The organism is Micromonospora sp. CPCC 205539 (assembly GCF_036906815.1).
Taxonomy (GTDB): domain Bacteria; phylum Actinomycetota; class Actinomycetes; order Mycobacteriales; family Micromonosporaceae; genus Micromonospora.
In genome coordinates, this window is the sequence record NZ_JBAKHW010000005.1 from 1 (window position 1) to 22,900 (window position 22,900).

Sequence of the window (22,900 nt, forward strand, 5' to 3'; positions counted from 1 at the left end):
CGCGGAGGCCGACGACGCCCGGCGGCACGCCGAGCGGGCCGGGCAGCAGGCCGCCGCGGCCGACGAACGCGCCGAGCGCGCCGAGGCGGCCCGCGACCAGGCCCGCCGCGACACCAGCGCGGCCGAGGCGCTGCGCACCCAGGCCGAACGCGACCGCGACCAGGCCCGCCACGAGCTGCGCGACCTGCGCGCGCAGCTCGACGCCGAGCGGCAGCGAAGCGCCGACCTGACCGTGGAACGCGACGCCGGGCGCGCCGACGCCGAACGGGCCACCCGGGCCGCCGCGGAGGCGACCGAGCGGGCCGGACGGTGGCAGAGCGAGGTGCAGGACGTCCGCCGCCAGATCGACCAGGCCCGCGCCGACGCCGCGCGGACCCGGGCCGAGGCCGCCGACGCGGCGCGTGCCCGGGAGCAGGCCGACCGGGCCCGCGACCGCGCGCAGGTCGCCGCCCGCGAGGCCGACGACGCGCGGCAGGCCGCCGCCGAGGTGACCGCGCAGGTCCGCGCGGAGTTGGCGGCCACCGCCGCGCAGCGCGACGCGTCCGCCGCCGAACTGGTCACCGCCCGGCAGGCCGCGGCCACCGCCGAGGGCCGGCTCACCGCCCTGACGGTACGGCTCGACGCCGCCGAGGCCGACCGTGACCTGGCTCAGCGGCGGGTGGCGCAGCTCGGCGACCAGGTCAGTGACCTGGCGCTGGCGCTGGCCCGGCTCGGCGCCGCCCCGGCCGCCGAGCAGTGAGGTGCTTCGGGGCGGTCAGTGGATGCCGGCCATCAGCGCGCGGACGTGCCGGGCGAAGAGCACCGCGCCCAGCCCGAACGCCACCGACGCCAGGCCGAAGGTGAGGAAGTAGGTCGGCTCGGACCAGGTCTCGGCGAGCCGCGCCACCTGCCCGCCGAGCGCGTCGCCGACGGCGGTGGCGAGGAACCACAGACCCAGCATCTGGCTGGCGTACTTCACCGGCGCCAGTTTGGTGGTGGCGGACAGGCCGACCGGGCTCAGCGACAGCTCACCGGCGACCTGGATGGCGTAGACCGCCACCAGCCACCACGGAGACACCCGGTCGCCGCCGACGGCGGCCTGCGCGGCGGCGGCCATCAGCACGAACGACAGGCCGTTGAGCACCAGACCGACGGCGAACTTCGTCGGCGTGGACAGCCGGTGGCCCAGCCGCAGCCACAGCAGCGCGAACAGCGGCGCGCCGATGATGATCAGGATGGGGTTGACCGACTGCAGCCAGGACGCCGGGAAGGTGAAGCCGGCGACGTCGCGGTCGGTGCGTTCGGCGGCGAAGATGTTCAGCACCGACCCGGCCTGGTCGTAGATCAGCCAGAACGCGGCGGCGAACACGAACAGCCACAGGTACGCCTTCATCCGGGACCGTTCGGTCGCGCTGAGTTCCCGGTCGGTCATGATCCGGGTGAAGTAGCCGATGGTGACCAGCACGGTGACGGCGGTGAGCAGGTTGACCACCGTGTCGACGGTGAACAGGCCGGCCAGCGCGATCGCGGCGACGAGTACGACGAGCACCGCGACCGCCAGCCCGGCGCGGGTCAACGCCCGACGCAGGTCGACGCCGAGCAGCGGGTCGGCGGGGCGGTCCCCGGCGTCGCCCAGGTTGCGCCGACCCAACACGTACTGGATCACGCCGAGGGTCATCCCGACCGCGGCGACGGCGAACCCCAGATGCCAGTTGATCCTCTCGCCGAGGAAGCCGGTGATCAGCGGGGCGAGGAACGCGCCCAGGTTGATGCCCATGTAGAAGATCGAGAAGCCGGCGTCGCGGCGTGGGGAGTCCCGGTCGTACAGGGCGCCGACCATGGTGGAGATGTTCGGTTTCAGCAGACCGGTGCCCAGCACGATGAGGGTCATCCCGGCGAAGACGCTCCACCGTGTCGGCACCGCCATCACGTAGTGCCCGGCGGCGATCACCACCCCGCCCCACAGCACGCTGCGGCGCGCCCCGATCAGCCGGTCGGCGACCCACCCGCCGGGCAACGCCATCAGGTACACCATCGCGTTGTACGTCCCGTAGACCGCGGTGGCGCTGGATTCGCCCAGGCCCAGCCCGTCGTCGGCGGTTTCGGCGGTCAGGTACAGCACGAGGATCGCCCGCATGCCGTAGAAGCTGAACCGTTCCCACAACTCGGTGAGGAACAGGGTGGCCAGGGCCCGGGGGTGCCCGAAGAACGTCGGGGCGCCCCCGACCGCGACATCACGGGCCATCGCAACCTCCGGTGCGCTCGGGCGGTTAACATCCCCGGTGGCAGCCGAAACACTCCACCGTTCCCACCTGGCCGGGGATCACCTGGCCGGGTCACCGTCGTGGCCGGCTACCCTTGGTCGCGGCCCCACCCGTGGACGCCTCACGCCCTCGGGCGGGAATGGCTCACCGGGGACGCACCGTTACACCCAGAAGACCAGCACCACGAACGAGGGGAAGTCGATCATGGGCGAGCGTATGCTGCGCGGAAGCCGCCTGGGCGCGGTCAGCTACGAATCCGACCGCAACACGGAGCTCGCGCCGCGTCAGACCCGCGAGTACCTCTGTGCCAAGGGCCACCAGTTCGAGGTGCCGTTCGCCGTCGACGCCGAGGTCCCGACGACCTGGGAATGCAAGTTCGACGGCAGCGTCGCCCGACTCGTCGACGGCAGCGAGCCGGAGCAGAAGAAGGCCAAGCCGCCGCGTACCCACTGGGACATGCTGCTCGAGCGTCGCTCGATCGCCGAGCTGGAGGACATCCTCGCTGAGCGGCTGCAGGAGGTCCGTACCCGCCGCGGCCGCGCCTGAGCCGCACACCGCACGACACGGCGCCCCCGGGATGTCCCGGGGGCGCCGTCGTGTCTGTCGGTCAGTTGCGGCCCGGCTCGACGATCTCGCCCTCGATGGCGCGACCACCGTCGACCACCACCGGCTGCTCCGGCTGCTCGGCCTGCGGACGCGGCGTGGGTTGCGGCGCGCCCTGACGCACCCGCACCGTGCGGGGCCCGAACAGGTCACCGGCGACCATCGACGACACCCGCCGCTCCGTGGTGCGTTGCACCCCGACGCGGGCCAGGCGCCGCACCGGCGGCACCAGCAGCAGCAACCCGACCAGGCCGCTGACCAGACCGGGCACCGCCAACAGCAACGCGCCGGCCAACCCCACCAGGCCGTCGGTCACCTGCCGACCCGGCGGCTGCCCCGCGCCGGCCGCGGAGCGGAACCCCCGCCAGGCGCGCATCCCCTCCCGGCGCAGCAGCACCAGCCCGAGCAGCGACGCCGCGAACACCAGCAGCACCGCCGCACCGAACCCCAGCGCCCGCCCCACCAGGACGAACACCGCCAACTCCAGCACCACCGCCAGCAGCAGTGCCAACGGCACGAACCTCAGTCCTCGGCGCATCTCACCTCATCGCACTCGCCGGCACCCCACACGTGCCCCGCCTTCCCAGCATGACACGACCGCGCTCACGGCCACCGCGCCTGACCGGTGGGGGTGCCGTGCAGGCTGCGGCGTACCGCCTGCCGCCGGTCCTGCACACCCCACGCGGTGATCCGCCACAACGCCTCGGCCACGATCCGCGGGCTCATCTTGCTGTCCCCGTGCTCCCGTTCGGCGAACGTGATCGGCACCTCCACGATCCGCACACCGGCCTGGTGCGCCAGCCGGGACAGCTCCACCTGGAACGAGTAGCCCTGCGAGCAGACCGACGCCAGGTCGATGGCCTCCAGGGCGGTGAGCCGGTACACCCGGTAGCCGCCGGTGGCGTCCGCGACCGGCATGCCCAGCGCGAGGCGCGCGTACAGGTTGCCGCAGCGCGACAGCAGCAGCCGCCGCAGCGGCCAGTTCACCAGCCGCGCCCCGCTGGCCCACCGTGACCCGATCACCACGTCCGCGTCGCGGGCGGCCTCCAGCAGGGCCGGCAGGTCCTCCGGGGCGTGCGACCCGTCGGCGTCCATCTCCACCACCGCGTCGAAGCCGCGCTCCCGCGCCCACCCGAAACCGGCCAGGTACGCCGCGCCGAGGCCCTGCTTGCCCTCGCGGTGCAGCACGTGCACCTGCGCGTCGCCGTCAGCGAGGGCGTCGGCGAGCGCGCCGGTGCCGTCGGGGCTGTTGTCGTCGGCGACGAGGATCTCCACGCCCGGGGCCGCGCGGCGGACCCGGGCCACGATCGCGGCGACGTTGTCGGCCTCGTTGTAGGTGGGGATCACCACCAGCACCCGGCCCACGCCGGGCACCCCGGTCGGCCGTCGGACCGTATCGGTCGCCTGGATCACGGTTCCTCCGCTCCCGCCGGCGTACCGGCTGCTGCTATCCGAGCTCGACCCGCTGCCGTCGACGCAGCACCGCCGCGCCGACCAGGGCCGCCACCGCGAGGGCCGCGAGGGCCGCCTCCGGCCACCACCCGAGCCGGGTGGCGAGGGTGCGTCCGTCGCCGAGGCGGAGCTGCCGCACCACCACCTCCCGGGTGTTGAACCCGGTGGCGTCGCTTACCCGCCCGTCGGGGGCCACGAACCCGGACACGCCGACCGTGGAGGCCATCAACGCCGGCCGGCCGTGCTCCACGGCGCGCAGCCGCACCATGGCCAACTGCTGGCGGGCCTCGGCCACGTTGAAGGTGGCGTTGTTGGTCTGCACCACCAGCAGTTGCGCGCCGCCGGTGACGGTGTCGCGGACCACCTCGTCGTAGGCGACCTCGAAGCAGATGACGTCACCGAGCACCGCCGGGCCGGCGCGTACCACGCCCGGGGTGCTGCCCGGCACGAAGTCGGTGCGGATCAGGTCGACCTTGTCGCTGACCATCCGCGCCACGTCGCGCAGCGGCACGTACTCGGCGAACGGCACCGGGTGCCGCTTCGTGTACAGCTGGGGCAGGTCCGGGCCGGTGCCGGGCCGCCACAGGATGCCCGCGTTGCGGACCTGCCCGGCGTCAGGGCCCAGCAGCACCGCGCCGACGAGAATCGGCGCGCGCACGGCGTCGGCGGCCTGAGAGATCCGGGCCCCCGCGGCGGGGTTGCGCAGCGGGTCGATGTCGCTGGAGTTCTCCGGCCACACCACCAGGTCGGGTTGGGGTTGCTCGCCGGCGACGACCCGCGCGGCCAGCAGCAGCGTGGCGTCGACGTGGTTGTTCAGCACGGCCTGCCGTTGGGCGTTGAAGTCCAGCCCCAGGCGCGGCACGTTGCCCTGCACGATCGCCACGGTGACCGGGTGGCCGCCGCCGGCGCTGGCGACGGGGACCAGCAGCCCCACCACGCCCACCGCCACGGCCACGGCGGCCGGTACGGCCACCGGCAGCCACCACTCAGCTTGGGCTGCCCGGCGGGCGGTCCAACCCCACCAGGCGGCGCTGACGAGCAGACCACCGACGAGCGCCACCGCGAACGTGACCAGCGGCGCGCCGCCCAGCGCGGCCAGCCGCAGCAGCGGCGAGGAGTCCTGGCTGAACGCGAGCCGACCCCACGGGAACCCGCCGAACGGGGTGCGGTCGCGCAGCGCCTCCTGGCCCGCCCACAGCAGCCCGGTCAGCGCCGGCCACGCCCAGCGGCCGCGGTCGGCCAGGGGCGACACCCAGGCGGTGGCCGCGCCGAGCAGCGCCAGGTAGCCGGCCTGCAGCAGCGACAGCAACACCCACGGCAGGTAGCCGGTGTGCAGGTTCGTCCACGACAGCATGGGCGCGAACAACGCCACCCCGGTGAGGAAGCCCAGCCCGGCGCCGGCGCGCAGCCGCCGCCGGTGTGCCGCGGCGGCCAGCAACGCCACCCCGACGGGCGCGAGGGGCCACACCCCGTACGGCGGGAACGCCGCCAGCAGGGCCAGCCCGGCGACGACGGCCATCGGCGCGGCCACCCGCAGCGGCAACGGCGCGGCGGCGGCCGGGATGGGCGCCACCGGCGGGGCCTGCGTCTCGTCGCGGTCCAGCGTCGTCACCGCAGCTTCACCTCGATCACGGGGCGAAGGCTACCTGGCCGGCGGGTGAACCGGCCGGTGAGACCGGGCAGCCGGGGACGCGCCGCTCAGCGGACATGAAATCGGGGCGCGGCTCGCGCCGCGCCCCGATGCTCCCAGGCCCTCCCCGGCCGGTGCGGCGAGGATGCGGCACGCCGACCTTCGGACCGACCGGACGCGGACTGGCTGCCCCCGCCGGGCCGTTGTCTACTGGCCGTGCACCTCACCCTGCCCGTACACCGGTAACCGCGACCGGTTCGCGCCGCCCCGCCGACCCCCGCCCGCTGGACCTGGCCGCCGCGACGATGACGCTGAAAATGTCGCTCGGCCAGCGGACGAAGGGACGAAGCGAACAACAGCCGCTTCCCGTGGTAGGACTCAAAGACGGTACGTGTTGCACCCCGCCTCCTGTCAACCCGCCCCCGGCCTGTCGTGTGATGCGCCACGGCGTGTCGGGTCGGCGTGTCTCACTGCGTGGTCAGGTGGTGGCGCAGCAACGCCCCCGCCGCCGCCCGGTGGTCCTCGGCGAGCAGCCCCCCGGCGGCCAGCACGTAGTCGACGTCGACGACCGGGCGGGCGGCGCGCGGCAGCGCCCACCCGCCCGCGTGATCGCTCAGGACGGCCGCCAGGACCCGCCCCGCCGCACCCTCAGGCGCGTGCCGCAGCACCCCACCGGAGCCCACCATGAGCCGCACGTCGCGCAGGTCCCGCCCACCGCGTTCCCCGGTGGCGCCACCGCGGGCGTGCCGCCGCAACGCCACCGTCGCGGCGAGGGTGGCGATCCGGGCGTCCACGGCCCGCTCGGCGTCGTCGACGGCCAGGAACGCGGGGTCTTCGGCGCGCCGCACCGCGGCGGCCGCCAGGTCGTCGGCTTCACCGGCGGCCAGCAACCGCTCCTCGGCGGCGGCACGAACGACCCCGGGGGCGCTCCACCGCATACCCAGGTCCCCCTCCACCGTGCGAGCCCGCCACAGGCTCCCGGCGACCTCCCGGGCGGGCCCCGTGGCCCGCTCGTCGGGGGTGAGCACCGAGTACACATCCGTGGTGGCCCCACCCACGTCCACCACCGCCAGGTCCCCGCCGAGGGTGTCGGCGAGGACCTCCACGCCGGTGAGCACCGCGTCCGGGGTGGCGGCCCGCACCAACCGCGCGAAGCGGCTGCCCCGCGACAGCCGCTTACCGCCGATGACGTGGCGCAGGAACACCGAACGGATCGCCGCCCGCGCCGACGCGGGCGCGAGGACCCCGATGCGGGGCAGCACGTTGTCCGCGGCCGTCACCGGCACCCCGCCGCCCGTCAGCAGCCCGGTCAGCTCGCCGCGCACGTCCTCGTTGCCGGCGAGCACCACCGGCACCCGCCAGCGGGCCCGCGCCAACCGGGTCGCGTTGTGGGTGATCGTCTCGGCGTCACCGCCGTCCGTGCCGCCGACCAGCAGCACCACATCGGGCCGGGCCGCGCGCAGCGCCGCCAGGTCCGCCCCGCCGAGGCGCCCCGCCGCCACGTGCACCACATGCGCGCCAGCGGACAACCCGACGCGGCGGCCCGCCTGCGCGGTCACCAACGCCTCGAAGCCGACCACCGCCAGCCGCAGCCCACCACCCGCCGACGAACACACGTACCACGGCACGTCGCGCGCACCGAGCCCGGCGGTGGCCGCCGTGACCGCGGCGTCCAGGCCGTGCAGCACGTCGCTGCCCACCGTGGTCGGCGCGGCCGCCGCGCCGACCAGGACACCGGCGGCCAGGTCCACCACCGCCACCTTCGTGTACGTCGACCCGACGTCCGCGCAGACCGCCAGGCTCACGACGCGGCGGGAACGACCACGGTGCCGGTGGCGGTGACCGCCACGATCGGCGGGTCCAGGACCTCGGCGGCGGACTCGGAGCGATCCGGGCGGCCCCGGCACACCACGGCGCAGGACAACTCCAGCGTCCGGCTGCGGGTGCCGACCCGCGACACCCGCGCCGTCACCTCCACCACGTCACCGGCCCGGATCGGCGCGTCGAACCGCACGTCGGAGTAGCCCGCGAACAGCCCCTCGTCGCCGTCGGTCCGGATGCACACCTCGGTGGCGACGTCACCGAACAGACCGAGGGCGTACGCCCCGTCGACCAGGTTCCCCGCGTAGTGGGCGTGCGAGTACGGCACGTACCGCCGGTGCGTCACCGTCAACCCGAGCCTGACGTCGGTCATGCGTTCACCTTCCGCTGCGTGATCAGGGCGTGCACCAGATAACTGGCGACCTCACCGGGCGTCGTGCCGCGACCGAAGATCCGGTCCACGCCCAACTCGTCGGTCATCGTCTCGTCGAAGCGGGGACCACCGACGATCAGCAGCGGCCGACGCCCCGCCGGCATCGCCTCCCGGAACGCCGCCGACATCTCCCGCGTGTTGTGCAGGTGCGCGTCGCGTTGCGTGACAACCTGCGACACCAGCACCGCGTCGGCCTTCTCCACCCGGGCGGCCTCCACCAACTCCGGCACGCTCACCTGCGCGCCCAGGTTGGTGACCTTCAACTCCCGGTAGTACTCCAGGCCCTTCTCCCCCGCGATGCCCTTGACGTTGAGGATCGCGTCGATGCCCACGGTGTGCGCGTCCGTTCCGATGCACGCCCCGACCACGGACAACTTGCGCCGCAACCGCTGCTTGATCACCGTGTTGATCTCCTTGGCCGGCAGCAACGCGAAGTCCCGCTCCACCACCTGCACCGCGTTCAGATCCACCAGGTGGTTCACCCGCCCGTACACGACGAAGAACGTGAAGCCGTCCCCCATCGGCTTGGCGTGCACCAACATCGCCGGGTCGATGCCCATCCGGTTGGCCAACTGCACCGCCGCACCCTCGGCCCGCTTGTCATGCGGCACCGGCAGGGTGAACGACACCTGCACCATCCCGTCCCCGGTGGTGTCCCCGTACGGCCGCACGATCGCCTTGTCACTCACGCCGCCGCCTCCAGGATCTCCGTGGCCGGGTTGCAGTAGTCGGACTCGTGCGCGGCGACCCCCGCGAGACCCTTACCGCGATCCGCCGGCCGCTTCATGATCCCGAACGTGCCCTCCGCGATGGCGGTCAGCAGCGTCTGCTCCCCGATGCGCTCCAACAGGTCCAACGCCTCACCGAGGACCTGGTTGGCGCGCCGCCGGATCAGCCCGCCCGGCGCCGGCACGAAGTCCTCGTGCAGCCCACCGGCGGCACCCAGCACGTACCGCACGTTCTGCAGGGCGATGTCCCGGTCCGACAACCACGGCGTCACCACCGCCTCGGTCATCATCCCCACCAGCAGGATGCTCTGCCCGGTCAGCGCACCCGCCAGGTTGAAGAACCCGTCGAGCAGGTTGCCCCGGAACACGTCGCCGGTCATGTGCTTCGTCGGCGGCATCCACTTCAGCGGCGCGTCCGGGAACAACTCCCGCGCCAGCAGCGCGTGCGCCAACTCCAACCGGAACGACTCCGGCACCTCCGGGTTGATCTCGAACGCGTGCCCCAACCCCAACTGCCAGTCCGCCAGACCCGCCTCGTGCGCGAAGAACTCGTTGAGCAGCTGCGACACCGTCACCGTGTGCGCCTCGTCGACCGCGTCGGCCGTGGTCAGGTAGTTGTCCTCACCGGTGTTGATGATGATCCCGGCGCGCGCGTGCACCTGCCGGGAGAACCGCTGGTCCACGAACGTCCGGATCGGGTTGATGTCGCGGAACAGAATCCCGTACATCGAATCGTTCAACATCATGTCGAGGCGTTCCAACCCCGCGAGGGTCGCCATCTCCGGCATGCACAACCCGGACGCGTAGTTCGTCAACCGCACGTAGCGGCCCAACTCCTTCGACGACTCGTCCAACGCCGCCCGCATCAACCGGAAGTTCTCCTGCGTCGCGTACGTCCCGGCGAACCCCTCCCGGGTCGCACCCTCCGGCACGTAGTCCAACAACGACTGCCCCGTCGAGCGGATCACCGCGATCACGTCCGCCCCGGCCCGCGCCGCCGCCTGCGCCTGCGGAATGTCCTCGTAGATGTCCCCCGTCGCCACGATCAGGTAGATCCACGGCCGCTGCGCCGGATCCCCGTACCGCTTGACGAGCCGCTCGCGTTCCGCGCGCCGCCGATCCACCCGCCGGATACCCGCGCCGACCGCCTTACGCGCCGCGGACCGGGCGGCCGTCGCTGCCCGACCCGTCGGCACGGCGAAACGCACCGACCCGGCCGCGGCCTTCTGCGCCAGCAACGTCACATCCGTCAGACCCTCACGGACCAACGCGTCGAACACCGGCACCGCCACCCCGTGGCCCAACCCCACATCCGCGACGACCGCGTCGACGAGACGGTTCACCCACGGAATGCCATCCGGGTCGGCACCACTCACCCCCGCCAGGCGCAACACCGCCCGCTCCACCGACACCGTCGTATGGCTGCGCGCCAGATCCACCACCGGCTGCCCGGCGCGGCGCGCCAACTCCCGCGCCCGCGCCACCAGCACCGGATCAAGGTCAAGTTTCCCGGTCACGACGACCCTTCCTCATAGATGACCTCACCGCGCAGCACCAGGCTCCGACACACCGGCAACGGCGTCGGATCCCCCGGACCCCGCAACTCCGGATCCTCGGCCAGCAGCACCGGCAGACCCCGCTCCACGCCGGCCGGCGTGGACCACACCGCGAACGTCGCCGGCGCACCCAACGCGAGGACCCCCTCGACGTCCAGATGCACCGCCCGCCACCCACCACGGCTGTGCGCCGCGAACGCCGCCCGCACACTCATCCGCTGCGCCGGGTTGTGATGCGCCGCCGCCGCCCGCACCGACCCCCACGGATCCAACGGCGTCACCGGCGAATCCGACCCGAACGCCAACGCCACCCCCACCGAGTGCATCGCACCCATCGGGTTCGACTCCAACGACCGGTCCAGACCCAACCGCGACTCGTACATCCGGCCCGCGCCACCCCACAGCCGGTCGAACGCCGGCTGCATGCTCGCCACGATCCCGTACTCCACGAACCCGGCGATCAACCGCTTACTCATGATCTCCGCATGCTCGATCCGGTGCCGGGCGGCCCGCAGCCGCTCCACACCCACCGTCCGCGCCGCCGCCGCGAAACCGTCGAGGACCGTGGAGATCGCCGCGTCACCGATCGCGTGGAACCCGCCCTGCACCCCATGCGCCGCGCAGTCCACCAGGTGCGCCCGCACCTGCTCCGCGCTCAGGTACCCGTGCCCACACCCGTCGCCGTCGCCGTACGGCACCGACACGTGCGCCGTGCGCGACCCCAACGCCCCGTCGGCGAACAGGTCACCACCGGCACCCACCGCGCCCAACTCCCGGGCCCGTGCCGCGCCACCCAACTCACCCCAGTACCCGTACACCTCCGGCAACCCCGCCCCGGAGATCCCCAACAGGCCGGTGAAGTCCTCCTCGTCGGAAATGTCCGGACCACCACACTCGTGCACCGCCGCGATGCCCAACGACGCCGCGTGGGCGAGGGCCACCCGCTGCGCGGCGACCCGCTGCGCCCGACTCACCGATCCCTGCGCCGCCGCCCGCACCACGTGATGCGCGTCGCGCCGCAACCACCCCGACGCGTCGAAACCCGCCGCGTCCGCCGCCTGCGGGCACGCCGCCAGCAACGCCGACGACACCAACGCCGAGTGGATGGAGGCCTGCGACAGGTACACCCGGCGGCCACCGGCCGCGCGGTCCAACGCCGCCGCGTCCGGCAACGCCGGATCCGACCAGCCCGATTCGTCCCATCCGTGCCCCAGCACCACCGCGTCCGCCGGCAGACCGGCCGCGAACGCCGCCACCGCGTCCAGCAACTGCGCCGCCGACCGCACCCCGGACAACGCCAACCCGGACAACGCCAACCCGGTGTCCGTGGCGTGCACGTGCGCGTCCACGAACGCCGGCGTCACCAACGCACCGCCCAGATCGACCACCCGGTCGGCGGCCGGCGCGTCACCGTCCGCCCCCAGCCAGGTGATCCGCCCACCGGCAACCAGCAGCGCCGTCGCGCTCGGATCGGCGGGGCAGTGCAGCACACCACCGCGGTACAACGTCGAGGGGTTCGTCATGACCTCAGTGTGCCGCCAACCGCGCCGCGAACAGCCGACGCACCCCCGGCTCGGCCCGCAACAACCCCAACGCCAACTCCGCGTGCCCCGGCACGTACCCGTTGCCCACCAGCATCGTCACGTCCGCGGCCAACCCCTCCGCGCCCAACGCCGCCGCCGAGAAGCTCGTCGCCATCGAGAAGAAGATCACCGTGCCGCCGTCCGCGGTGGCCAACACCGCCCCATGCTCACAGCCCGGCACGTCCACGCACACCACCGTGACATCCGCCGGGGCGCTCAGAGCGGTGGTCACCGCCGTGGACAACGCCACCGGGTCCCGCGCGTCGGCCAACGCCACCACCGACGCCAGGTCGGCCGCCGTCAGCGCGTCGCGCTCCGCCTGCACCGGAACCACCCCGACGGTACGCGCGGCACCCGCACGCCGCGCCGCGGCCAGGGACAGCGACCCGCTCTTACCCGCCCCACCGATCACCGCCACCCGCACCGGCGTCGGATCACCGACACGGCGACGATCCTCGACATAACGCGACACCACCCGCGCGGTCAACGCCGGCGCCCCACACACGTCCAGCACCGCCAGGGACAACTGCGGATCCTCGTCCTCCGGCAGCACCGCCGCGATGGACCGGGCGAACAGGATCGCCCACCCCTCACACGGCACCTGCTCGCTGCGCCCGTCCCAGCGCGCCAACCCGTCCGTCACCACCAGCGGAGTCAGCGTCAACGACACCAGCGTCGCGACCCGCTCACCCGCCTTCAGCCCCAGCGGGGAACGCCGACCGGCCTCCTCGACCGTGCCGATCAGCATCCCGCCGGAGCCGGTCACCGGGTTCTGCATCTTCCCCCGGGTCGAGATGATCTCCAGCACCTCGGCGCGGACCGCGGCGCCGTCCCCGCCGTGCTTCTCCGACAACTGCCGGAAACTCGCCGCGTCCAGATTCAGCCGCTCCACCCGGATCCGCACCTCGTTCGGCGCGATCGCAGCGGACGCGTCCAACCGCCAGGCCGCCTGCGGCAACACCCCCGCCGGCTCCACGACACGGTGCAGTCCCACCGGTGACGTCACGCGACCTCCCCTGCTCAGCCGCCCGAAGCCCCGGTCAAGGCTCGCGTAACGGGAAAACTTACGGCAGACTAATTTCTTCGCCGGATATTTTCCAGTAGCCTTCGGGGCCGTTCACCAGCCGCAGCACCAAGGAGGGGCCATGACCCAGACCCAACAGGTCGAGACCATCCCCCAACCCCGCAACGCCCCAGTCGCCGTACCGACCGCAGGGCAGCCCTACGAATACCACCGCCGCCCCCTGGTCGAACCCGACTGGACCCGCTTCCCCGGCTGGCGTCACATCACCCGCGACCAATGGGAATCCGCCCAGTGGCAACGCGTCAACTGCGTCAAGAACACCAAGCAGCTCCGCGCCGTCTTCGGTGACCTCATCGACGAAACCTTCTACGCCGACCTCGAGGCCGACCAGAAGGCCCTGGCCACCATGTCCATGCTGGTGCCACCACAAATGATCAACACGATGGTGCCGTTCGAGCCCCTCACCACCGAAGCGCTGCTCGCCGACCCCATCCGCCGCTACATGATCCCCGTCGCCTCCGACCGGCGCACCGACTGGCCCTCACACCCCTACGCCAGCCGCGACAGCCTCCACGAGCACGACATGTGGGTCGCCGAAGGCCTCACCCACCGCTACCCCACCAAGGTCCTCGCCGAACTGCTCTCCACCTGCCCCCAGTACTGCGGCCACTGCACCCGCATGGACCTGGTCGGCAACTCCACCCCCGCCGTCGACAAACTCAAACTCACCCTCAAGCCCGTCGACCGCTACGACGCCCACATCGCCTACCTCAAGGCCCACCCCGGCGTCCGCGACGTCGTCGTCTCTGGCGGCGACGTGGCCAACGTGCCCTGGCGCAACCTCGAGGCGTACCTCATGCGCCTGCTGGAACTGGAGACGGTCCGCGACATCCGCCTCGCCACCAAGGCCCTCATGGGCCTCCCCCAGCACTGGCTCCAGCCCGACGTCGTCGAAGGCCTCGAACGCGTCGCCCGCACCGCCGCCCGCCGCGGCGTCAATCTCGCCATCCACACCCACGTCAACCACGCCCAGTCACTCACCCCACTGGTCGCCCGCGCCGCCCAGACCGCCCTCGACGTCGGCGTCCGCGACGTCCGCAACCAGGGCGTCCTCATGCGCGGCGTCAACGCCACCACACCCGAGCTGCTCGACCTCTGCTTCGCGCTGCAAGGCGAAGCCGGGATCCTGCCGTACTACTTCTACATGTGCGACATGATCCCCAACGCCGAACACTGGCGCGTCCCGGTCTGGCACGCCCAGCAGCTCCAGCACGACATCATGGGCTACCTCCCCGGCTACGCCACCCCGCGCATCGTCTGCGACGTCCCCTTCGTCGGCAAACGCTGGGTGCACATGCTCACCGACTACGACCGTGAGCACGGCATCTCCTACTGGACCAAGAACTACCGCACCTCCATCGAGTCCGCCGACCTCGCGGCCCTCGACAAGCGCTTCGCCTACTACGACCCGATCGACACCCTGCCCGACAGCGGGCAGCGGTGGTGGGCCGAACACCACGACGACTGACCCACCACCACGGCACCCCGGGAATCCTCTTCCCGGGGTGCCGCCCGTTCGGGGCCGCTACCGTCCCCACCATGCGACGCCCGCGGCCCGCCCCCGCCCCTGACCACGACACAGCCGGGCGGGTCACCCCCATCGAGATATTCTTCGACGTCGTCTTCGTCCTCACCATCACCCAGCTCACCCACGCCCTGGAGGCAGACTTCAGCTGGGCCGGCCTCGGCCGCACCGTACTTATCTTCGGGCTGCTCTGGTACCTCTACACCGGCTACGTCTGGCTCACCAACCACGTCCCACCCCGGCAGAGCACCGCCAAGCTGCTACTCCTCGCCGGCATGGCCAGCTTCCTGCTCACCGCCATCGCACTGCCCGACGCCCTCGCCGAGACCGGCCTGATCTTCGCCATCGGCTACCTGGCCGTGGTCGTCGTCCACCTCATCATGTTCATGCACTCCGACGCCCGCGCCGGCGTCCGCCGGCTCGCCCCCTACAACCTCAGCGCCGCCCTGCTCATCCTGGCCGCCGCCGCCCTCAACGGCCCCGCCGTGCCCGCCCTCTGGACCGCAGCCGTGCTCACCCAGGCCGTCCTGCCCTACCTGCTCCCCCGCCACTCCTGGATCGGCGTCGCCGCCACCTTCCACCTCGCCCCGGCCCACTTCGTCGAACGACACGGCCTGATCGTCATCGTCGCCCTCGGCGAATCCGTCGCCCTCATCGGTGTGGGCGTCCCCGCCGACGCGGTCACCGCCGAGAGGGCCAGCGCGATCCTGCTTGCGCTCGCGTTGTCCGCCGCCCTCTGGTGGACCTACTTCGCCGACACCCGGCCCGCCGAGGCCGCACTCACCGACGCAGCGCCCGCCGACCGCGCCCGGATGGCCGCCCGCGCCTACGTCCTCCCCCACTTCCTGCTACTGCTCGGAGTCATCCCCACCGCCGCCAACCTGCAGGCCACCGCCGCGCACCCCGACCACCCCGCCGACCCCGGCGCCGCCCTCGCCCTCAGCGGCGGCGTCGCGCTCTTCCTGACCGGCGTCTCCGCCGCCCGCCGCGCCCTGGGCCTGCCCATCCCCCTCACCCGGCCCACCGCCGCGCTCGTCGTGCTGGCCACCATCCCCGTCGGAGTCACCCTCCCGGCCACCGCGCAGCTCGTCACCGTCACCGCCGTGCTGGTACTGATGCTCGTGACCGACACCCGGCGACCATGGCCTGTCGTCGGCCGCCGCGGCGAGGCCCCGGTCGGTCCCGGAGAGGCCTGATGACTCAGCGGTATCGTGAAGGCGAGCGTTGTCCCGTGGCTGGCTGCCGGCCGGGCCCAATGGTCGCTCCCACGAAACTGGCAAGTCCTTGCACGATCCTGCCGCTGACCAGCGGTCACCGCGGGACTCGTGCTGCACTCGGGGCATGCCCCTCGACGAGCTACGCGACCTGTTGGAACGGCACGTGCGCCTCGACCTGACCACCGGCATCGAGGGCGTACGGGTCTGCCGGATCGACCACACCGCCTCCCCGGTCTCCTCGATGTCCGGCAAGGTCCTGGCGGTCATCGCCCGGGGCGGCAAGCGACTCGCCCTCGGCGACCAGGTCTACGAGTACGGCCCCGGTCAGTACCTCGTCGCCTCGATCGACCTCCCGGTGACGGGGCACGTCATCGACGCCGCCCCGGGCGACCCCGCGCTCGGCTTCGGAATGACCCTGGACCCCTCCACCATCGCGGAGCTGCTGTTGCAGGCCGGTCCGGGCGATCTGCCACGCTCCCCCAGCACCGCGCGGCCCGGAATCGCGGTCAGTGACGCCCCGGACGAACTGCTCGACGCCATCGTGCGGCTGCTGCGCCTGCTCGACCGGCCACAGGACCGCAAGACACTGGCACCCCTGTTCAAGCGCGAGATCCTCTGGCGGTTGATGACCGGCGAACAGGGTGACATCGTCCGGCAGATCGGCCTCGCTGACAGCAGCCTGAGCCACATCGCCCAGGCGGTCCAATGGATCCGGGAGAACTACACCCGGCCGTTCCGTGTCGACGAGGTGGCACAACGTTCCGGAATGAGTGTCTCCGCGTTCCACCGGAACTTCCAGGCGGTGACGGCGATGAGCCCCATCCAGTTCCAGAAGCACATCCGCCTGCAAACGGCGAGACTGCTGCTGGCAAACAGCCCCAACGAAATCACCCGCGTCGCCCATCGCGTCGGATACGACAGCCCATCCCAATTCAGCCGCGAATACCGGCGGCTGTTCGGTGCTCCGCCCAGCATCGACGCGCTGCGCATCCGCACCGGATCCGAAAATGCCGGCGCCGCACTCCCCTGACTCCAGCGAAGAGGATCGTGCAACCACACGAGACGATCTCGCTAGTTGCCCCCCTGCTGTGGTGCTTCCATGGAGTCATCGGAACAAGAGCAGGAAAGGCCGGTGAAGTGGACGACGCCATCGCACGAGCCCTCGCCATCGGACCGGACTCCACCCCGGCCGAGCGCACCATCGACATCACCACGCTCGGCGCACGCACCGGCGTCCCTGGCCGCATCGAAATTTGGTTCCACCGAGTCGACGGTCACTGGTACCTGACCGGCATGCCCGGACCCCGGAGTTGGTACGCGAACGTGCGCGCCCACCCACGGTTCACGGTGCATCTCAAGCACGGGATCACGGCCGACCTGCCCGCGACAGCGGTGCCGGTCGACGAGCCCACACGACGGCGGGTGATCACCGCGGTCCTCGACCTGCAGAACCGACCCGAGATCGCGGCCCGGGTGCGCCAGCGCCAGACGTTCGGCGACTGGTTCGCCCACAGCCCGCTCGTCGAAATCGTGTTCGACGTCGAGGAGCGGCCCACCGCGTCCTCGACGCACCACGACCAATCACCGAACCAATCCGAAGGACTAGAGTGAAATACCGCAACCTGGGCCGGACCGGTATCCAAGTCAGCCCGTACTGCCTGGGCGCCATGATGTTCGGCGCCATGGGAAACCCCGACCACGACGACTCGATCCGCATCATCCATAAGGCGCTGGACGCAGGAATCAACTTCGTCGACACCGCCGACGTGTACTCCGCTGGCGAATCGGAGGTGCTCGTCGGTAAGGCCCTCAAGGGAGGCCGCCGCGACAACGTCGTACTCGCCAGCAAACTGCACTACCCGATGGGCGACGACCCGAACCACCGCGGGAATTCGCGGCGCTGGATCACCACCGCGGTCGAGAACTCCCTACGCCGATTGCAGACCGACCACCTCGACCTCTACCAGGTCCACCGCCCCGACCCGTCGGTCGATCTGGAGGAGACGCTGTCCGCCCTGTCCGACCTCATCCACAGCGGCAAGGTGCGCGCGATCGGCGCCTCGTCCTTCCCCGCCTCGGACATCGTCGAAGCGCAGTGGGTCGCCGACCGGCGCGGCCTCGAACGCTTCCGGACCGAGCAACCGCCGTATTCGATCATCAACCGGAGCATCGAACGCGAGGTGCTGCCGGTTTGCCAGCGCTACGGGATGGGCGCGCTGGTGTGGAGCCCGCTGGGCCAGGGCCTGCTCACCGGCCGGTATCGCAAGGGTCAGGAGTTTGACAGCCACCGGTCGGGCTACACCCCTCAGCACTTCAGCGACGAGCGCAAGCTCGACGTCGTGGAGCAGCTCGTCCCGCTCGCCGAGCAGGCCGGCCTGCCGATGACCCACCTCGCGATGGCGTTCGCGATCGCGCACCAGGGCGTCACCTCGGCGATCATCGGGCCACGCACCATGGCACAGCTCGACGACCTGCTGGCCGGCGCCGACGTCACCCTGACCGACGACATCCTTGACCGGATCGACGAGATCGCCCCGCCCGGCACCGACGCCGGGCCCAACGACGTGGCCTACGTACCGCCGGCCATCTCGAGCGTGGGCCTGCGCCGCCGACCGGTCCCGGAGCGTTCCGCGGCCTGAACGACGACCGCTGACGCCGCGTACGGGAGTCGCGTCGCGCTAGGCAGAAGCACCGCGCGGGGCGTACATGATGACCGCGACACCGAGCAGGCACAGCGCCGCGCCGGCCAGGTCCCACCGGTCCGGACGGAAGCCGTCGACCAGCATCGCCCAGCCCAGCGAACCCGCCACGAACACCCCGCCGTACGCGGCCAGGATCCGGCCGAAGTGTGCGTCCGGCTGGAACGTGGCGACGAAGCCGTAGCAGCCCAGCGCGACCACCCCGGCGGCGATCCACCAGAGGCCCCGCTGCTCCCGCCAGCCCTGCCAGATCAGCCAGGCGCCGCCGATCTCGGCCAGTGCGGCCAGCGCGAACACCACCAGCGAACGGAGCACGGTCACCCCGCGACCCTAGCCGGACGCCACGACGGGTCCCCGGGCCGTGTACCGCCCGGGGACCCGTGGACCGTTCAGGGTCACTTCGTGAAGGCGTCCTTGGCGTTGCGGCCTGCGTCCTTGACGTTCTGACCAGCCTGCTTGGCGCGCGCACTGCCCTGCTGGCTGGCGCCCTCGCCACGCATCTGCTCGTTGTCGGTCGCGTCGCCGAGCCGCTCCTTGGCGGCACCGGCTACCTGCTCGACCTTGTTCCGTGCCTTTTCGGTGAAGCTCATGGCGCCTCCTCCGTCTGGCGAGTGTCCAGGTCGGTTGCCCGGCTGACCGGTGCCGAAACGTGTGTCACGGTGCGCACACCCCGTAAAGCGTCCTAGGACGATAGTTGTGTGGCGGGAGCGGTTGGGGTGCCGGGCGGCACGACCGCTGGCGCGTCCTAGGAAGATAGGTTGAGAGATGGAGCGGCGGGCGTCCGACCCGGCCTGGTTAACTGGCCGCATGGGAGAGCTCCTGTTGATCCGGCACGGCGAGACCACCTGGAGCGCCAGCCTGCAACACACCTCGTACACCGACCTGGAGCTGACCCCCGGCGGCGAGCGACAGGCCCGCACCCTCGCCGCCTTCCTGGCCGACCGACGCTTCGTCACCGTGCTGTCCAGCCCCCGCTCCCGGGCGCTGCGCACCGCGCAACTGGCCGGCCTCACCGTCGACGCCGTCGACGAGGACCTCAGCGAGTGGGACTACGGCGAATACGAGGGGATCACCACCGCCGACATCCACCAGGAGCGGCCGGACTGGAACATCTGGACCGACGGCTGCCCCGGCGGGGAGTCACCCGACGAGGTGGGTGAGCGGCTCGACCGTGTGCTCGCCCGGGTCACCCCCCTGCTCGACCAGGGCACCGTAGCGCTGGTCGGTCACGCGCACAGCCTGCGCGTGCTCGGCGCCCGCTGGATCGGGCTGCCACCGGCCGACGGCGGACGGCTGCGGCTGGACACCGCCACGGTGAGCGCGCTCGGTCACGAACACGGCCGGCAGGTCATCCTGCGGTGGAACCAGCCGGCTCCTCCGGCGCCCGGGACCGCGACCGACTCGGTGGCCCAGCGCTGATCTTCGGCGGCCGGTTCTCGTAGGGCGTGGACAGCACCACCGTGGTGCGGGTGGTGACGTTCGCCGACGTGCGGATCTCCTGGAGCAACCGCTCCAGGTCGACCGGGCTGGCCACCCGCACCAACAGCAGGTAGAAGTCCTCCCCCGCCACCGAGTAGCACGACTCGATCTCGGGCAGGTGGGCCAGCCGGTCCGGCGCGTCGTCCGGCTGCGACGGATCGAACGGCCGGATCGCCACGAACGCGGTCAACGGCAGGTCCAGAGCCTCGTAGGAGACCCGGGCGGCGTACCCCTTGACCACCCCGCGCTGCTCCAGCCGGCGCACCCGCTGGTGCACGGCGGACACCGACAGGCCCACCTTCTCGGCGAGGTCGGTGTACGACAGCCGGCCGTCAGCGGTCAGCGCGGCGACGATGGCGCGGTCGATCTCCTCCACGGCGAGCAACCTACCGGTTAACCCGCCAAACTGCGACGAGGGACCCGGCACGCACCATCAGTCCTTCGCCAACGCCCGGGCGATCACCAGTCGCTGGATCTGGTTGGTGCCCTCCACGATCTGCAACACCTTGGCCTCCCGCATGTACCGCTCCACCGGGTGGTCCGCCACGTAGCCCGCGCCGCCGAGCACCTGCACGGCGTCGGTGGTCACCCGCATCGCCATGTCGGTGGCGAAGAGCTTCGCCTTGGCCGCCTCGATCGAGTACGGCCGGCCGGCGTCGCGCAGCCGGGCCGCGGCGAGGGTCAGCGCACGGGCGGCCGAGATCTGGGTGGCCGCGTCGGCGAGGCTGAACCCCAGCCCCTGGAAGTCGATGATGGCCCGGCCGAACTGCTGCCGTTCCCGGGCGTAACCGACCGCATAGTCCAGGGCGGCCTGGGCCAGCCCGACCGCGCAGGCCGCGATGCCCAGCCGGCCGGAGTCCAGCGCGGACATCGCGATGGTGAAGCCCGCCCCCTCGCCGCCGATCAGCCGGTCGGCCGGGACGCGCGCCGCGTCGAAGGCGATCTGCGCCACCGGCGACGAGCGCAGGCCCATGGTCCGCTCCGCCGCCTGCGGGGTGATGCCCGCGGTGCCCGAGTCGGCGAGCAGGCAGGAGATGCCCTTCGGGCCGGCGCCGCCGGTGCGGCAGAAGACGTTGTAGAAGTCGGCGGTCCGGGCGTGGGTGATCCACGCCTTGGTGCCGGAGACGACGTACGCGTCGCCGTCCCGGACCGCCCGGGTGCTCAGCGCCGCCGCGTCGGAGCCGCCCTGCGGCTCGGAGAGGCAGTACGCGCCGAGCAGTTCGCCGCCGAGCATGTCGGGCAGCAGTTTGCGCTGCTCGTCGTTGCCGAACGTGGCAACCGGGTAGCAGGACAGCGTGTGCACGCTGACCGCCTCGGCGACCGCGAGCCAGCGGCTGGCCAGGATCTCCAGCACCTGCAGGTACACCTCGTACGGCTGGGCCGCCCCGCCGTGCTCCTCCGGGTACGGGAGGCCGAGCAGGCCGGCCCGGCCGAGGGTACGCAGCACCTCGCGGGGGAACTCGGCGCGCTCCTCGAAGCCGGCGGCCTTCGGCGCGAGCTCGCGGTCGGCGAGCTCGGTGGCGAGGTCCAGCAGGTCGTGGGCCTCGTCGGTGGGGAGGATCCGGTCGACAGTCATAGCGCGATGAGCTCCGTGGGGGTGGTGTTGAGCCGTTGCACGCCGCCTGTCGTGCAGACGACGATGTCCTCGATGCGGGCGCCGTGGCGGCCCGCCAGGTAGATGCCCGGTTCGATGGAGAACGCCATCCCCGGTTCCAGTGCGCGCGGGTTGCCGGCCACCACGTACGGCTCCTCGTGGCCGTCCAGGCCGATGCCGTGCCCGGTGCGGTGCAGGAACGCGGCGCCGAAGCCGGCGTCGGCGATGGGCTTCCGGGCGGCCGCGTCGACGGCCTCGGCGGTGACTCCGGGCCGGACCGCCGCGACGGCCGCCGCCTGGGCGTCGTGCAGCACCGCGTAGTAGTCGAGGAACTCGGCCGGCGCCGGAGCAGCGGCGACGTACGTGCGGGTGCAGTCCGAGCGGTAGCCCGACGCCATGGTGCCGCCGATGTCCACCACGACCGGTTCGCCGGCGCCGATCGGCCGGTCCGAGGTGCCGTGGTGCGGGCTGGCGCCGTTCGGGCCGGCGGCCACGATGACGAAGTCGACGCTCACGTGCCCGGCGGCCCGGATCGCCGCCGCGATGTCGGTGGCCACCTCGGCCTCGGTGCGCCCGGGGCGTAGCCACTCCCCCATCCGTCGGTGCACCTCGTCGATCGCCGCGCCGGCCTCGGCGAGCGCCGTGACCTCCGCCGGTGACTTGCGGATCCGCAGCTCGCGCAGCACCTCGCCGGCGAGCCGCTGTGCGGCGGCGGGCAGCGCGGCGCGCAGCGCGAGGACCTGCTCGGCCCACATCCGGTCGGCCAACCCGACCGCCGCGACCGGGCCGTCGAGGGCGGCCACGACCAGGGGGTACGGGTCGGTGCCGTCGGGATGGTCGACGATGCGTACACCGGTCGCCGGTGCCGGGGACGCCTCGGCGGCGGGGCGCTCCAACCTCGGCACGATGAGCGTCGGCTCGCCCTCGACGGGCAGCACCAGGCAGGTCAGCCGCTCGCCCGCGTGCGCGTCGTAGCCGGTCAGGTAGCGCAGATCCGAGCCGGGGGTGAGCAGTAGGGCGTCCAGGCCGGCGGCCGCGGTGGCGTGCCGCGCGGCGGCCAGCCGGTCCGGCGGATACAGCTCGTCGCTTCCCATTCCGTCAGCTTAACGGTCGTTTGGGGATGGTCGGGTCGCCGGGTCGTCTTCCCGCGTGGGCTGCGGGAAATCCATCAGCATTGATTGACGCAGATAGTTAACACTCTTTAAGATTTGGCTGCCTCGAGGCCCCACCCGTTCCTGCGTCCCGCACCGCCC

At 72.3% G+C, this 22,900-nt stretch carries 22 protein-coding genes and 1 pseudogene; 8 read left to right on the forward strand and 15 right to left on the reverse strand.

The features are described 5' to 3' along the window. A pseudogene (locus V6V47_RS06450) lies at window positions 1–739 on the forward strand (hypothetical protein); the annotation flags it as partial. Between the two features lie 15 nt (window positions 740–754). Here V6V47_RS06450 and V6V47_RS06455 read toward each other — a convergent pair. Then, window positions 755–2,224, reverse strand: a complete 1,470-nt coding sequence (locus V6V47_RS06455; RefSeq protein ID WP_334627086.1) for a peptide MFS transporter — start codon at window positions 2,222–2,224, stop codon at window positions 755–757. Window positions 2,225–2,447: 223 nt separating this feature from the next. On the opposite strand from V6V47_RS06455, the gene V6V47_RS06460 reads away from it, so the two are divergent. Then, a complete protein-coding gene (locus V6V47_RS06460; protein ID WP_046564157.1) occupies window positions 2,448–2,789 on the forward strand; it encodes an RNA polymerase-binding protein RbpA in 342 nt (113 codons plus the stop codon). A 61-nt stretch (window positions 2,790–2,850) separates the two neighbouring features. Here the strand turns inward: V6V47_RS06460 and V6V47_RS06465 are convergent, their stop codons facing one another. From V6V47_RS06465 to V6V47_RS06505, 9 genes are all read right to left on the reverse strand, one after another. Further along, a complete protein-coding gene (locus tag V6V47_RS06465; protein WP_334627087.1) occupies window positions 2,851–3,384 on the reverse strand; it encodes an FxsA family protein in 534 nt (177 codons plus the stop codon). Window positions 3,385–3,449: 65 nt separating this feature from the next. After that, on the reverse strand, window positions 3,450–4,259 hold the full coding sequence (locus V6V47_RS06470; protein WP_334627088.1) for a polyprenol monophosphomannose synthase: 810 nt from the start codon (window positions 4,257–4,259) through the stop codon (window positions 3,450–3,452). Between the two features lie 34 nt (window positions 4,260–4,293). Beyond that, window positions 4,294–5,871 carry an apolipoprotein N-acyltransferase gene (lnt, locus tag V6V47_RS06475; protein WP_442934200.1) on the reverse strand — a complete coding sequence of 526 codons (1,578 nt, stop codon included), beginning with the start codon at window positions 5,869–5,871 and terminating at the stop codon, window positions 4,294–4,296. Window positions 5,872–6,395: 524 nt separating this feature from the next. Further along, window positions 6,396–7,733, reverse strand: coding sequence for a glutamate mutase L (locus V6V47_RS06480; protein ID WP_334627089.1), 1,338 nt, complete (start codon window positions 7,731–7,733; stop codon window positions 6,396–6,398). Beyond that, on the reverse strand, window positions 7,730–8,122 hold the full coding sequence (locus tag V6V47_RS06485) for a hotdog domain-containing protein (RefSeq protein ID WP_334627090.1): 393 nt from the start codon (window positions 8,120–8,122) through the stop codon (window positions 7,730–7,732). The genes V6V47_RS06480 and V6V47_RS06485 overlap by 4 nt, the downstream gene beginning before the upstream one ends. Next, window positions 8,119–8,871: an OAM dimerization domain-containing protein gene (locus V6V47_RS06490; protein ID WP_334627091.1), complete on the reverse strand. Its 753-nt coding sequence runs from the start codon at window positions 8,869–8,871 to the stop codon at window positions 8,119–8,121. Before V6V47_RS06490 ends, V6V47_RS06485 begins: the two co-directional genes overlap by 4 nt. Then, window positions 8,868–10,427 carry a lysine 5,6-aminomutase subunit alpha gene (locus V6V47_RS06495; RefSeq protein ID WP_334627093.1) on the reverse strand — a complete coding sequence of 520 codons (1,560 nt, stop codon included), beginning with the start codon at window positions 10,425–10,427 and terminating at the stop codon, window positions 8,868–8,870. Before V6V47_RS06495 ends, V6V47_RS06490 begins: the two co-directional genes overlap by 4 nt. Further along, the gene (locus V6V47_RS06500; RefSeq protein WP_334627094.1) at window positions 10,424–11,989 is read right to left on the reverse strand and encodes an amidohydrolase; all 1,566 of its coding nucleotides are present in this window, start codon (window positions 11,987–11,989) and stop codon (window positions 10,424–10,426) included. The genes V6V47_RS06495 and V6V47_RS06500 overlap by 4 nt, the downstream gene beginning before the upstream one ends. Before the next feature lie 4 nt (window positions 11,990–11,993). Then, a complete protein-coding gene (locus V6V47_RS06505) occupies window positions 11,994–13,043 on the reverse strand; it encodes a zinc-binding alcohol dehydrogenase (RefSeq protein ID WP_334627297.1) in 1,050 nt (349 codons plus the stop codon). 151 nt (window positions 13,044–13,194) lie between these two features. On the opposite strand from V6V47_RS06505, the gene V6V47_RS06510 reads away from it, so the two are divergent. From V6V47_RS06510 to V6V47_RS06530, 5 genes are all read left to right on the forward strand, one after another. Further along, window positions 13,195–14,601: a KamA family radical SAM protein gene (locus V6V47_RS06510; protein ID WP_334627097.1), complete on the forward strand. Its 1,407-nt coding sequence runs from the start codon at window positions 13,195–13,197 to the stop codon at window positions 14,599–14,601. Window positions 14,602–14,672: 71 nt separating this feature from the next. Further along, on the forward strand, window positions 14,673–15,854 hold the full coding sequence (locus tag V6V47_RS06515) for a low temperature requirement protein A (RefSeq protein ID WP_334627098.1): 1,182 nt from the start codon (window positions 14,673–14,675) through the stop codon (window positions 15,852–15,854). A 145-nt stretch (window positions 15,855–15,999) separates the two neighbouring features. After that, a complete protein-coding gene (locus V6V47_RS06520) occupies window positions 16,000–16,905 on the forward strand; it encodes an AraC family transcriptional regulator (protein ID WP_334627099.1) in 906 nt (301 codons plus the stop codon). A 17-nt stretch (window positions 16,906–16,922) separates the two neighbouring features. Then, complete coding sequence (locus V6V47_RS06525; RefSeq protein WP_334627100.1) at window positions 16,923–17,486, forward strand: nitroreductase/quinone reductase family protein; 564 nt, start codon at window positions 16,923–16,925, stop codon at window positions 17,484–17,486. Further along, window positions 17,483–18,514, forward strand: coding sequence for an aldo/keto reductase (locus V6V47_RS06530; RefSeq protein WP_334627101.1), 1,032 nt, complete (start codon window positions 17,483–17,485; stop codon window positions 18,512–18,514). The genes V6V47_RS06525 and V6V47_RS06530 overlap by 4 nt, the downstream gene beginning before the upstream one ends. Window positions 18,515–18,553: 39 nt before the next feature. On the opposite strand, the gene V6V47_RS06535 is transcribed toward V6V47_RS06530, so the two are convergent. Next, entirely contained in the window at window positions 18,554–18,895 is a 342-nt protein-coding gene (locus V6V47_RS06535; protein ID WP_334627103.1) for a YnfA family protein, read from the reverse strand. Between the two features lie 74 nt (window positions 18,896–18,969). Further along, window positions 18,970–19,164 carry a CsbD family protein gene (locus V6V47_RS06540; protein WP_334627105.1) on the reverse strand — a complete coding sequence of 65 codons (195 nt, stop codon included), beginning with the start codon at window positions 19,162–19,164 and terminating at the stop codon, window positions 18,970–18,972. A gap of 217 nt (window positions 19,165–19,381) precedes the next feature. On the opposite strand from V6V47_RS06540, the gene V6V47_RS06545 reads away from it, so the two are divergent. Further along, window positions 19,382–19,993 (forward strand): histidine phosphatase family protein, encoded by a 612-nt coding sequence (locus V6V47_RS06545; protein WP_334627106.1) that lies wholly within the window; start codon window positions 19,382–19,384, stop codon window positions 19,991–19,993. On the opposite strand, the gene V6V47_RS06550 is transcribed toward V6V47_RS06545, so the two are convergent. Genes V6V47_RS06550 through V6V47_RS06560 form a run of 3 tightly spaced genes read right to left on the reverse strand, consistent with a single transcriptional unit; the run spans window position 19,923 to window position 22,741 of the window. Beyond that, window positions 19,923–20,429, reverse strand: coding sequence for an Lrp/AsnC family transcriptional regulator (locus V6V47_RS06550; protein WP_334627107.1), 507 nt, complete (start codon window positions 20,427–20,429; stop codon window positions 19,923–19,925). The two genes, V6V47_RS06545 and V6V47_RS06550, sit on opposite strands and share 71 nt — an antisense overlap. A gap of 57 nt (window positions 20,430–20,486) precedes the next feature. Continuing rightward, a complete protein-coding gene (locus tag V6V47_RS06555; protein WP_334627109.1) occupies window positions 20,487–21,629 on the reverse strand; it encodes an acyl-CoA dehydrogenase family protein in 1,143 nt (380 codons plus the stop codon). After that, window positions 21,626–22,741, reverse strand: a complete 1,116-nt coding sequence (locus V6V47_RS06560; RefSeq protein ID WP_334627110.1) for a M24 family metallopeptidase — start codon at window positions 22,739–22,741, stop codon at window positions 21,626–21,628. The genes V6V47_RS06555 and V6V47_RS06560 overlap by 4 nt, the downstream gene beginning before the upstream one ends. Window positions 22,742–22,900: the final 159 nt, after the last annotated feature.